The sequence below is a fragment of the Lutibacter sp. HS1-25 genome (assembly GCF_004121075.1).
Taxonomy (GTDB): Bacteria; Bacteroidota; Bacteroidia; order Flavobacteriales; family Flavobacteriaceae; genus Lutibacter.
On sequence record NZ_RHLN01000141.1, the window covers coordinates 1 to 12,816 of the forward strand.

Here is a 12,816-nt window from a genome sequence, read left to right on the forward strand (position 1 = left end):
CATCATTCTCTAGGAATTCATTTACAAACTCTAGGACTTATGAAGAAAGCTCAATAGCGTTAATGAATGACTGTTTAAATCATCGAGATAATAATAAAGCTACTTACAATGTTGATGATAAGCGTTTTTGGGATAGTGATATTTGGAGTAGTGATAACCCCGATGGCGCGGATATGTAACACGCAACGATAGCCAACTAATACTAATATAATATAAACCACTTTCTATAAATTAGGAGGTGGTTTTACTTTATTACTAACTGTACAATAGCATAAGATGTCACAGATTACAAATCTGCGCCAACGCACGTATAATGATAGCGCGGAAATGTTTTCCGTGCCCGTAACGATAAGAAACCACTTTCTATAAATTAGAGAGTGGTTTTACTTTTAAGAAACTTTATATAAATCGATATAAGGGTAACGAGTAAGCGACTAATACTAATATAATATAAACCACTTTCTATAAATTAGAGAGTGGTTTTACTTTTAAGAAACTTTATATAAATCGTCACAGATAGCAAATCTGCGATAACGGATAATTAAGGTACTTACACGGATTTCAAATTCCCGATGGCTCGGATATGTAACACGAAACGATAGCGCGGAATTGCATTCCGTGCCCATTACAAGTAAGTAATAGTAAGCAAAACCACTTTTTAGTAAAATAGAAAGTGGTTTTATCGTATTTATAATATTGCATTTGTCACAGATTACAAATCTGCGCCAACGCACGTATAACGATAGCGCGGAAATGTTTTCCGTGCCCGTTACAATTAAGAACATACAAAACCATTTTCTATAAATTAGAGAGTGGTTTTACTTTATAATAAACAGTGTAATATAAGGTGTCACAGATTACAAATCTGCGCCAACGCACGTATAATGATAGCGCGGAATTGCATTCCGTGCCCGTTACAATAAGTAGAATAATAATTTGAATTTTATATCTTGCAAATAAAAAGGAAAAGATGAGTACAAAATACAAGGCTACTATGCCAAATACTGCTTATTTTGTTACAATTACAACAGTAAGTTGGATAGACTTATTTACAAGATTAAATCAACGAAACTTATTAATAGAAGCTTTAAACTATTGCCAAAAAGAAAAAGGCTTAGAAATTTATGCTTATTGTATTATGCCTAGTCACCTTCATATGTTATGTAAAGCTAAAGACGATATATTACTTTCAAATATAATGCGTGATTTTAAAAAGTTTACTTCAAAAAAAATAATACAAACTATTATTGATAAACCTGAGAGCAGACGAGAATGGCTTCTAGATTCTTTCTCTAAAGCTTGTGAGCACTTAAAAAGAAAACAGCAATACAAAGTCTGGCAAGACGGATATCATGCAGAAATTGTAACATCAAATAAGTTTATAAAACAAAAAATAAATTACATTCATAACAACCCTGTAGTTGATAAAATTGTAGCCTTTCCTGAGGATTATTTATTTAGTTCTGCAAGAAATTATGCCGCTTTAGAAAACGAATTAGATGTTGTAGTACTCGATTTATTTTAAAATTGATAGTACTAAGATGTCATATATTGCAAATCTGCACCAGCGGATAATTAAGGTACTTGCACGGATTGCAAATCCGCGCTAACAGACACTTCGACTCCGCTCAGTGACCAGAATTTTCAATGGATTGTTCATGAGATTCTGAAACAAGTTCAGAATGACGTTAGAGTTTATGGTTGGTGAGATCCCCAGCCGAGCTGAAGGTGACGTATTTGTTGCAGGATTGAGTTTTTGTCGATGATAATTAAGGTACTTGCACGGATTGCAAATCCGCGCTAACAGAGGTTGACGTGCTTTTTTACATGTTAATTTCTTAAAAAAAATAACAAATGAAAGGATAGTGCTTAGTATTTACAAGGTGAATCCTTATTCTAAGTCAAAAAAACAATCTTAATTTTAATACATTGAATAAAGCCAACTATTTTATGATAAAAAGATTAAGTATTCTAATGTTTCTAATTGCATTGTGTTCGTGTAAAACTGTTACTATAAATGAGCAAACACAGCAAGTAGCTATATCACCTGTAGAGTTATTAACTATTGGAGTTGAAGAAAACAACCTGCAAACTATTTCATTTGAAACCACTGCAATTCCTATATTAAACAATAAAATTAGAGTGCACGCAATGCTTATGCCCTTTAATAAAACTACCTATAAAGCATACTCAAGCGCTGTTAATTCTCAAGGGGGTGAAAATAGCATTAAATACGTAGACTCTTTACCAAATAAACCTCACTATATTACCTTAAAAGTTGCTGATAATGTTGCTTTTTTAAAAGAACTGAATGGTGAGTATAATACTGCTGAGGTTCAATATTTAAAAACTATGAACAAAGCAAAATTAGTTACTGCTGTTTCAATGGTTTTTAATGAACAACTAATGAAAGAAATTGAACAAGCAGACGAATTGTATCTTAAAAATGAAAAGTATAAAAAATACGATTTAGAATTGTACAAGAACAATGTTCTTGTTCAAGAAATTGAATTGACAGGTGGGGTTACTTTTGCTTATAAATTAGCTGCATTTTGCTGGGGTAAAAATGCAAAACGACAAACAGCAATTTTAAACATTATAGATGAACATTCAAAATGCACTAAACCAACTTATGACAATTTTCAAAAGAGTGAAGAAAAAAATGCTTTTAAATTTTAAATTATGATCAAAGGAAACTTCTCTAAATACGCACTAATAGTTCTTGTTTTCACTTCCAGCATTTATTATAGTTGTGAAGAAATATTGTTTATACCCGATATTTCAAAAGAAAGCGTTACTCTTATTGGTCCGAGTGATTCTGTTAAAGTACTTGTAGGAAACATAAATTTTAACTGGGAACATTTAGAAGATGCTGAAGCGTATAAAATACAAATTGCAACTCCTAATTTTACAGCTGTGCAACAGGTTGTATTAGACTCTTTACTTCCAATTACGTTAGACACCTTGCAGCCCATCACAAAAATCACCAAAGGATTAGATGTCGGAATTTACCAATGGCGTGTTAAAGCCATTAATGCTGGTTATGAAACCAACTATACTATGCATAACCTCACTGTAATTGAATAAGATATAGAACTGTGAAAAGCAAAAAAAATATTTATATTTTACTTCCCGTTGTTTTAATTGTTTGGGGCATTATCGGCTACAAATTGTTTTCAGCCATCAACCCATCAACAGGTTTACAAACTACACCAACTAACTTAGTAGATTTTAAGCCAGAAACTATTGAAAACGAGGCGACCTACACTTTAAACTTAAATTATAGAGATCCTTTTTTAGGAAAAAATAGTGCTGCAAAAAAACAAAGTACTGTAAGAAAATCTTCCAGTAACCATCCTAAGATATTGATCCCTTTCCCTCCTATTGTATTGAATGGAATTATTGAACCAAAAGTAAGGTCTAGAAAAACGATGTACTTAGTTTCAATTAATAATAAACAACATTTTTTATCAGTTGGTCAAACAGTAGATGGAGTTACTTTAACTAAAGGAAATTCTAAGGCAATAACTGTGCGTTTTCAAAAACAACAAAAAGAAATTCCTCTTCAACAGTGATACGATTACTACATAAAAAATTACAAGCAGGAGCCTTACAGTATACACTGTTTATTTCGGTTTTAATTCTGTTATTAATTAGCTCGTTTATTACATTAACCTATCTGCAACAACTATTTAAAGGGCAAACAGATGCTAAAATACAATGCATTCAAAATGCTGCAATGGGATTTGATTATTTTTCAACACATCTAATACCTTATAACCAAGAAGAGTTGGTAACCCTCGATGAAAATATTAAAAGTGACTTACTGCTTGAAAGAACAGCTTGGGGTTTTTTTGATATTTTAAAGGTTACTTCAACCATAAAAAACACAAAGCATGAAAAAATTGGATTAACAGGAGGATATCTTGCTGAAAAACCCGCCTTGTATTTAAAAGATCTTAATAATGCGCTTGTTATTGTTGGTGATGCTAAAATCGTAGGAACTACTTTTTTACCTAAAAAACTAATAAAATCGGGTAATATTGCAGGGAACTCTTATTACGGGGGGCAGCTTGTTTACGGCTCCACTTTTACAAGTACCAAACAATTGCCAAAATTAAAAAACAAGGAGACGATTGAAAACTTAGCACAAGGAATAATTAATGAATCCAATTTAGAATCTATAGAATTATATGAAGGGTTAGATGAATTGCACTCTTTTAATGAACCTACCAAAATCTATCAACAATATGGGGTTATAGATTTATACGACATTAAACTATCAGGTAATTTTATAATTCAAGCAGATTCTGTGATTACTGTTTCAAAAACAGCTCTTTTAGCCGATATCATTTTAGTTGCACCCACTATTATAATTAAACCTGGAGTACGAGGGAACTTTCAAGCATTTGCATCTGAAGCCATTGAAGTTGGAGAAAATTGTTTGTTAGATTATCCTACGACTTTGGTGGTTTCTAAAAATCCAAATACTACAATCGATACTACAAATGAAACGGTCACTCCACTTTTTATAAAATCTAATACGACCATAAAAGGTGTGATAGCTTATTTAGATGCTGAAGATAAAAGCAATTATTTTTCACAACTATTTATTAGCGAAAATACACATATTACAGGAGAGGTTTATTGTGAAAAGAATTTAGAATTACTAGGCACTATATATGGCTCGGTTTATACCAGTTCTTTTATTGCAAAACAAGCTGGATCCGTTTATTTAAATCACTTATACAACGGACAAATTCTACAAAATAGATTACCACAACAGTATGTTGGCTTATCAATAGAGGCATCTATCCCTAAAGTTGTAAAATGGTTGTATTAAAAAAAATAAAAGCTTCTAGTTTAATCGAAACAATTACTGCTTCAGTAATTATAGTAATCGTTTTTTCAATGGCCTTGTTAATTCTGCACTCTGTGTTTACTCATAAAATTAACAATGACACCAGTGTTTTATTCAATCATATTCACCAACTTGAATATCGCTTAAAAAACAAACAAATTAAATTGCCTTACCAAGAAACATTTGATCATTGGAAGATCGAGATTGTTGCTAAAAATGAAAATTTAACTCCTTGGATTGAAATCAACGCCGCACATTTAGTAACTAAAAAAAGAGTTCAAAAAAAGAGTATTTATGCTACTGACTAAAAAAGTTAAAAGTTTTACGATTACAGAATTAATAGTTGTTATGATTTTAACAACCATTGTAATTTCTATTACTTTATTAGTTCTTAATTTAGTTCAAAAAGAGCTGAAAGAAATTCAATATAACTATAGTAAAACATCAGAAATTAAAACACTTGAATTGGCTCTGTGGAATGATTTTAATTCAGCTTCTGTGTACTATTTAAAGGAAGAAAAGCAATTAATATGCTCCAATCCTTTCAGCTCAACTAACTATTATTTTAAGCAAGATTGCATTATTAGAAACACTGATACCTTAAAAATTAAAATTACTGAATTAAAAGCCCTTAGGAATAACAAAGCCGCTTTAGGATTGATAGATGGGATTCATTTAAAATTAAGTCAAGAATTTCAAAATAGAGAACTATTTGTTTACACCGCTAAAGCAGCTCAGTTTTATATGAAAGATTAAAATTTATTTAATCTGATAATTATTGAAAATATAAATTATTGTTTTAAAAAAAAAGGCTGGTTAGATGTTTGTAATTCAGTACTATGGTTCTAGAAGTCCCTATTTATTCGTTTTCGTTTACATATTTTCATTATATAATTACTTTTTTTATAAATTTAACCTTTGATATACCCCACTTATGAAAAAGTTATTTTTTACCCTATTGTTTTTATGTGTCTCTTTTATGTATTCCCAAAAAGAAGCTAATATTTGGTATTTTGGAGATTTTGCAGGGCTTGATTTTAACAATGGAACACCTGTTTTTCTTACAAATGGAAAAATAAGTACAGGTGAAGGTTGTTCAGTAATTTCAGATGCCAACGGGAGTTTATTGTTTTATACAGATGGTAAGACCGTTTATAATAAGCAGCACCTTATTATGAAAAACGGTACTGATTTAAAAGGAGATGCCTCAAGCACACAATCCGCTTTAATTGTCCCAAATCCTAATAGCACAACTATTTATTATATTTTTACAGTTGATGATCAGGCTGGTCCAGATGGTTTAAATTATTCAGAAGTTGATTTGTCATTAGATGGGGGATTAGGGGCTATTACCTCTAATAAAAATATAAACTTAACACCAAAAAGCACTGAACAAGTTACAGCAGTACTGCATAGCAATGGCACGGATATATGGGTAATTACGCATCCTTGGGATAGTTATAATTTTAATTCTTTTCTAGTAACCTCATTAGGCGTAAATACAACCCCTGTAATAAGTTCAACTCCATTACACCCTACTTGGCCTCCAAATAGTGATGGAACCAATTCTGCCTGTGGACAGCTTAAAGTATCCCCAGATGGAAAAAAGATAGGTATTTGTAATGAAAATAGAGGAACCCATATTTTTGATTTTGATAATACTACGGGAATCATTAGCAATATGATCCAAGTTTCAACAAGGTCTCTTGATTATGGTTTAGAATTTTCTTCATCAGGAAAAAGGATGTATGTAACCTCAGCATTAGGTAATAGTTTTGATGGTATCCATTCTTTATTTCAATACAATATAGAAGCTAATGATGTTGCTTCTTCAGAAATATTAATTGCAAAACAATTCTCTTTAGGAAGCTCACTTCAATTGGGCCCAGATAAGAAAATATACGCAGCATTAGCAGGTACCACATTTTTAAGTAGTATTGAAGAACCTAATAGATTAGGCGTTACGTGTAAATTCATTCCAAATTCAGTTAGTTTAGATGGACGAATGAGTCAACATGGTCTTCCTCCTTTTATTCAATCATTTTTTTTGACCATTAGTCCATTTGAATTTGAAAATCTATGTTTTGGTAAAACAACACAATTTACTTTAACAGAAGCTATTGATTCCGCAGTTTGGGATTTTGGCGATGTAGCTTCAGGAAGTAACAATATATCAACAGATTTAGAACCTACCCATATTTTTACAGCTCCTGGAGATTATGAGGTTACTATAACTGCAACCGTTGGTGCTGAAACCGCTTCAACAACCGTAACGGTAACTATATATGAGGCTTCAGCAGCTACACAACCTGTGAATTTGGAAATCTGTGATACTGATAATGACGGTCTTTATTTGTTTGATATTACTTCACAAAATACAGTTATTTTGAACGGACAGGATACTTCCGTTTTTGATATAAAATATTATGCAGGGTTGGATAATTTTAATGCCAATATTGAAATTTCAACGCCAGACGCTTATACTAATCAAGTGCCTTATTCATTGGAAACTATATACGCTAAGCTGTTTAATAAAAACAATCAAAGTTGTTTTGATGTTACTAATTTTAATATTCAAGTTTTTGAAAGCCCAAAACCTAGCACAACTATTTTACCTTTAACTGAATGTGATAATCTTTCTATTGGAACTGATACAGATGGTTTTATTTTGTTTGATTTAACAAAAAAGGAAACTGAAATATTAAATGGACAAAGCGCTGCTAATTATACAATTGCATATTATAGTGACACTAATTATTTAACACAAATTACAACACCAACTGCATTTCAAAATACAAGCAATCCGCAAACTGTTTATGTAAAAATATTTAATAATATAAATAATAGTTGTGTTGCAACTACTAATTTTGAATTGAAAGTAGACAAATTGCCAATTGTTAATTCGTCTGTAATTTTAAAGCAATGTGATAATGTGGATATCAACGGATTTAGTTATTTCAATTTAACAGAGGTGAATGCCGAGATCTCAAATAATACGATTAATGAAAAAATCACTTATTTCACAAGCTATAATGGAGCACTTACAAATGCTGTTTCAGAACGAATCAACACGCCAGAAACGTATTTAAATCCTACTATTAGTACTTCAAAAGTTTGGGCAAGGGTTGAAAATAACAACGGTTGTTTTAGAATTTCAGAAATTAAATTAATTGTTTCAACTACTCAAATTCCAAATTCATTTCAAAAAGAATTTTATGAATGTGATGATTTTATAGATGCCTCCAACCCTGAAACTGATGGTATTGCTACGTTTGATTTTAGCAGTGTTACTGCAGAAATTGAAAATATCTTTCCCGCTGGTCAACAATTGATTATCGCCTATTATCGTAATGAAGTTGATGCTTTGGCTGAGGTTAATTCTATATCAGATATTTCAACTTATAGAAATATTGGTTACCCTACAAACCAAACCATTTATGTACGGGTAGATAGTAAATTGGATAATGATTGTTTAGGTTTGGGAGGACATGTTACGTTGCATGTTGAATCTATTCCAATTGCAAATACTGTGACTATTGACAGACAATGTGATGATGATTTTGATGGGTTATTCCCTTTTGATACTTCTGCAATTGAAACAACTCTTTTAAACGGGCAAACAGGAATGTTAGTAACCTATACCGATGCGTTAGGAAATACATTGCCAAGTCCGCTTCCAAATCCATTTTTAACCTCATCACAAACGATCAAAATTAAAGTAACAGCAATCAATTCAAAAGACAAAGATGGTGTTTGTAGTACTGAAACCGACTTAACATTTATTGTAGATAAAAAACCAGTAGCATATCCTGTAAATGATTTCATAGAATGTGATGATGATTTAGATGGCTTGTTTGCTTTTGATACGTCGGCTATTGAATCAACAATCTTAAACGGACAAACAGGAATGTTGGTTACTTATGCAGATGAAGCAGGAAATACCTTACCAAGTCCACTCCCAAATCCATTTTTAACTTCATCTCAAACAATTAAGGCTACTGTTGAGAATGAATTATATTTAAACTGCATAGCTGAAACTAATATTGATTTTATAGTATATGAAAAACCTGAATTTGAACTTGATTCAGAAGCTATTGTTTGTTTAAATTCCCTACCTAAACAAGTGAGCGTTTTCAATCCACACGCACCTGATTATAGCTATGTTTGGACAGATGCTCAAGGAACTGAAATAAGCGATTTACAATTCGCTAATATTTCTAGGGGAGGTGTTTATACGGTAACCGCAACTTCAATAAATGGTTGTACTTCTTTTCCAAAAGAAATAACCATTTACGAATCTAATATTGCGAATCTTTTTTCAGAACAAATTGTAATTAAAGACGATTCAGAAAATAATAGTATTGAAGTTTTATTAGGAGGCTTGGGTATTGGAGATTATGAATTTTCGATACAAAAAGAAGGTGACCCCATTGGTTTTTTTCAATATGAACCTTTATTTGAAGATATAGCCGCTGGAATTTATACCGTGTATGTAAACGATAAAAATAACTGTGGCACCGTTAATTTGGATGTTGCTGTTATTGGGTATCCTAAATTTTTCACACCCAACAATGATGGTTATAATGATTATTGGAATATTATTGGTGTAAATACTAATTTTTACTCAAACAGTATTATTTATATATTTGATCGTTTTGGTAAAACACTTGCCAAAGTTGATCCAGATAGTAAAGGTTGGAACGGTGTTTACAATGGAGTCTCCTTACCGGCAACCGATTATTGGTTTACTGTTGAATTAATAGATGCTAACGGAAATGGCAAAGTTAGAAAAGGACATTTTAGTTTGATAAGATAAATCCAGTAGTTCGGAAATGTATTCTGTATACTAAACGAGTAATCAATACAATCATAATTATGGAGTGCATTAGAAAAATATTTAAAGCTGTAGCTATAAAAAGTAAACCATAAAGTAATGACATTTCAAAGGAATCGGCTTAGTTAATATAAGGTATATCCTTATACATTATTTTAAAAACAAGTGTAATTTTATATTGTTCCAAAACGTATTTTAATAAAATTTAAAACTCGAATTTTTTTCTAATTAATGGCATTTAACTTAGAGCAAATATCAAAAGTAAAAAAAGTAGACATTCAAAAGACTACAAGTATTCAGCAGTTACTTAAAAAAGAAATTGTTCTTTTTGGTAGCTCGTTTTCAAATAAAAAAAAGGAAGCATTCTACTCTGAATTAAGTGTATTATTAAACGCTGGAATAACACTAAAGGATTCCTTAACTTTAATTTCGGAGGAGCAAAAGAAAGTTAAAGATCGTGAAGTATTTGATGCTATTATTGAAAATATCGTTTATGGAAAATCACTGTCTGAAGCTATTAAACAGCAGGCTTTATTTACTGAATACGAATACTATTCACTTAAAATAGGTGAAGAAACTGGTAGTTTAGAAAAAGTAACTACTGAATTAGGTAACTATTATACACGGAAAAACGAGCAACGAAGAACTATTTTAAATGCACTCTCCTACCCTATTATTGTTATGATTACTGCCTTACTTGCAGTTGTATTTATGCTGCAATTTGTGGTACCTATGTTTGTTGATATTTTTAAACAGAATAACGTTGAATTGCCTTGGATTACCAAAGTTATTGTTGCGCTTTCGGAAAGTTTTCAAGAGAACTTTTGGAATATGATTGTGTTTATTATTCTATTATTTGTATTAAAAGCTTTCATTTCAAAAAAGATTTGGTACCAAAAAACCTCTTCAAAAATACTTCTAAAATTACCTTATATAGGAGAGCTGCTTCGGAAAATTTATATTTCACAGTTTACACAAGCCACAGCATTGCTTGTAGGTGCTAAAGTACCATTACTTAATTGCATTCAACTTACAAAAAAAATGATTGCATTTTATCCTTTACAAGAGGCGCTTTCTCACATAGAAAAAGACATTGTTCAAGGAAAAGAATTGAGTGCTAGCTTATCTAACTACCCCATTTTTGATAGAAAAATGATCTCACTTTTAAAAGTAGCTGAACAAACGAATCAGAGTGAATTTATTTTTGAGAAACTCACAAAGCAGTATAATGATGATATTCAACACCAATCAAAATTATTAAGTACTGTACTTGAGCCTTTTATTATGATTTTTCTTGGAACCTTAGTTGCTACTATTTTAATTGCGATGTATTTGCCAATGTTTAAATTGAGTACTGTTATTGGATAGTTTTTGATTTTTTTAAATACACTTATCGTCTTTTATCTATTGAGTTTTCATTAAAAGTAATGAGGTTAAACATCGTTCTAATCCGACTTCGCACTCTATTCCCATAACATTTTTCGAGCTCCTGAGCATTTAGGTTTGTTGTGATGTGGGTTTTGCTGTGGTTGTTGACTTTTAGGTTTGTTTGATGAGATCCTGAAACAAGTTCAGGATGACGGGTAAAAAGGTCATATCTTGAGAGTAATATTTCTCCAAGTACGTTGCATTCTTTCGCATAATGTGAACCGACTGGTTCTACTCCAAGATCATCAAAACAGTAGTTTTTGGTGTCGCTGTATTTATCCAGGACTACAAAACCATTGGTATTGAAATTGAAAACAATGTTGCGTGTTGGAATGATTTCGTAATTTGTTTTGTGTGGCGCTAAATGCAATAACAATTGCATTAGCGATGTTTTTCCACATCCTACGGGTCCTGTTAGTAATATTCCTTTGTGGGTGTCGATTCCCATTTTTGCGCAGCTATAATGGTCTTGAATGAAATATGAGCATAGCTTGAAAAGCAAAGCTTCATCTTCTTTGTAGATTCTGAAGTTTTTTCCAAATAAGATATGACCTTTGATGTTGAGGTAGGTTTTTATTTTTTCGAAATCGTAGTGAATTACATTTTCTCTGATTTCTCCGATTTGGAATTTTGAGGTTCCTTCGGTTTTTATGTGTGGTGTTGGGTTCATAGCTGTTGATTTTTAATTTGATTGTTTCTTTTGCCTTTTCATTTTTGTCTTGACACAAAAACGAAACAAAAAAGTCAAGCCTTGGATTTTCGGCGGTCAAATACGTTCTTAAATCCTAAAAGAAATGAACTCGCTGAGCTCAAACTTCACGCCATCTGGCTTCATCGCTAAAAACAGTTACCAACTGTTTTCTGAACACTCGACCCTGCTCAAACAGCATTTCTTTTTACGGATTCTTCAAACTTTTGACACTCGCCTGCCAAATCCTAGGGCAGTTTTAATTGCTAAAGAGGGATATCATATCTTTTGTTTCTGATTTCTCCGATTTGGAATTTTGAGGTTCCTTCGGTTTTGATGTGTGGTGTTGGGTTCATAGTGGTTTTTTTATTTTTAATTCGTAATAAGCGAATTGAATTTTTAGATTCTTAGAGTGTTCTTTCATTTTTGTCTTGACACAAAAACGAAACAAAAAAGTCAAGCCTTGGATTTTCGGCGGTCAAATACGTTCTTAAATCCTAAAAGAAATGAACTCGCATTTCAGTCTTCACGCCATCTGGCTTCATCGCTAAAAACAGTTACCAACTGTTTTCTGAACACTCGACCCTGCTCAAACAGCATTTCTTTTTACGGATTCTTCAAACTTTTGACACTCGCCTGCCAAATCCTAGGGCAGTTTTAATTGTTAAAGAGGGATATCATATCTTTTGTTTTTGATTTCTCCTATTTGGAATTTTGAGGTTCCTTCGGTTTTGATGTGTGGTGTTGGGTTCATAGTGGTTTTTTTATTTTTAATTCGTAATAAGCGAATTGAATTTTTAGATTCTTAGAGTGTTCTTTCATTTTTGTCTTGACACAAAAACGAAACAAAAAAGTCAAGCCTTGGATTTTCGGCGGTCAAATACGTTCTTAAATCCTAAAAGAAATGAACTCGCATTTCAGTCTTCACGCCATCTGGCTTCATCGCTAAAAACAGTTACCAACTGTTTTCTGAACACTCGACCCTGCTCAAACAGCATTTCTTTT

At 31.9% G+C, this 12,816-nt stretch carries 10 protein-coding genes; 9 read left to right on the forward strand and 1 reads right to left on the reverse strand.

Annotation, left to right across the window (positions count from 1 at the left end; translation table 11 throughout):
- Positions 1 to 970: 970 nt before the first annotated feature.
- The 9 genes from EC396_RS14100 (at position 971) to EC396_RS14140 (ending at position 11,063) form a co-directional block, all read left to right on the forward strand.
- Entirely contained in the window at positions 971 to 1,525 is a 555-nt protein-coding gene (locus tag EC396_RS14100; RefSeq protein ID WP_129367237.1) for a transposase, read from the forward strand.
- Positions 1,526 to 1,950: 425 nt separating this feature from the next.
- Positions 1,951 to 2,679, forward strand: coding sequence for a hypothetical protein (locus EC396_RS14105; protein WP_129367238.1), 729 nt, complete (start codon positions 1,951 to 1,953; stop codon positions 2,677 to 2,679).
- Positions 2,680 to 2,682: 3 nt separating this feature from the next.
- Complete coding sequence (locus tag EC396_RS14110; protein ID WP_129367239.1) at positions 2,683 to 3,087, forward strand: hypothetical protein; 405 nt, start codon at positions 2,683 to 2,685, stop codon at positions 3,085 to 3,087.
- An 11-nt stretch (positions 3,088 to 3,098) separates the two neighbouring features.
- Positions 3,099 to 3,575 (forward strand): hypothetical protein, encoded by a 477-nt coding sequence (locus EC396_RS14115; RefSeq protein WP_129367240.1) that lies wholly within the window; start codon positions 3,099 to 3,101, stop codon positions 3,573 to 3,575.
- A complete protein-coding gene (locus EC396_RS14120; RefSeq protein WP_129367241.1) occupies positions 3,572 to 4,843 on the forward strand; it encodes a hypothetical protein in 1,272 nt (423 codons plus the stop codon). Before EC396_RS14115 ends, EC396_RS14120 begins: the two co-directional genes overlap by 4 nt.
- On the forward strand, positions 4,831 to 5,169 hold the full coding sequence (locus EC396_RS14125) for a hypothetical protein (protein WP_129367242.1): 339 nt from the start codon (positions 4,831 to 4,833) through the stop codon (positions 5,167 to 5,169). Before EC396_RS14120 ends, EC396_RS14125 begins: the two co-directional genes overlap by 13 nt.
- On the forward strand, positions 5,156 to 5,617 hold the full coding sequence (locus EC396_RS14130) for a type II secretion system protein (RefSeq protein ID WP_129367243.1): 462 nt from the start codon (positions 5,156 to 5,158) through the stop codon (positions 5,615 to 5,617). Before EC396_RS14125 ends, EC396_RS14130 begins: the two co-directional genes overlap by 14 nt.
- 178 nt (positions 5,618 to 5,795) lie before the next feature.
- Positions 5,796 to 9,677: a T9SS type B sorting domain-containing protein gene (locus EC396_RS14135; protein WP_129367244.1), complete on the forward strand. Its 3,882-nt coding sequence runs from the start codon at positions 5,796 to 5,798 to the stop codon at positions 9,675 to 9,677.
- A gap of 249 nt (positions 9,678 to 9,926) precedes the next feature.
- Positions 9,927 to 11,063 carry a type II secretion system F family protein gene (locus tag EC396_RS14140; RefSeq protein WP_129367245.1) on the forward strand — a complete coding sequence of 379 codons (1,137 nt, stop codon included), beginning with the start codon at positions 9,927 to 9,929 and terminating at the stop codon, positions 11,061 to 11,063.
- A gap of 22 nt (positions 11,064 to 11,085) precedes the next feature.
- Here EC396_RS14140 and EC396_RS14145 read toward each other — a convergent pair whose 3' ends face one another.
- The gene (locus EC396_RS14145; RefSeq protein ID WP_129367246.1) at positions 11,086 to 11,793 is read right to left on the reverse strand and encodes an ATPase; all 708 of its coding nucleotides are present in this window, start codon (positions 11,791 to 11,793) and stop codon (positions 11,086 to 11,088) included.
- Positions 11,794 to 12,816: the final 1,023 nt, after the last annotated feature.

Excerpts from the sequence above, each read along its gene's own strand:
- EC396_RS14135 (WP_129367244.1), top strand. The coding sequence starts at position 5,796 with ATGAAAAAGTTATTTTTTACCCTATTGTTTTTATGTGTCTCTTTTATG.
- EC396_RS14130 (WP_129367243.1), top strand. The coding sequence starts at position 5,156 with ATGCTACTGACTAAAAAAGTTAAAAGTTTTACGATTACAGAATTAATA.
- EC396_RS14140 (WP_129367245.1), top strand. The coding sequence starts at position 9,927 with ATGGCATTTAACTTAGAGCAAATATCAAAAGTAAAAAAAGTAGACATT.
- EC396_RS14100 (WP_129367237.1), top strand. The coding sequence starts at position 971 with ATGAGTACAAAATACAAGGCTACTATGCCAAATACTGCTTATTTTGTT.
- EC396_RS14110 (WP_129367239.1), top strand. The coding sequence starts at position 2,683 with ATGATCAAAGGAAACTTCTCTAAATACGCACTAATAGTTCTTGTTTTC.
- EC396_RS14145 (WP_129367246.1), bottom strand. The coding sequence starts at position 11,793 with ATGAACCCAACACCACACATAAAAACCGAAGGAACCTCAAAATTCCAA.
- EC396_RS14125 (WP_129367242.1), top strand. The coding sequence starts at position 4,831 with ATGGTTGTATTAAAAAAAATAAAAGCTTCTAGTTTAATCGAAACAATT.
- EC396_RS14105 (WP_129367238.1), top strand. The coding sequence starts at position 1,951 with ATGATAAAAAGATTAAGTATTCTAATGTTTCTAATTGCATTGTGTTCG.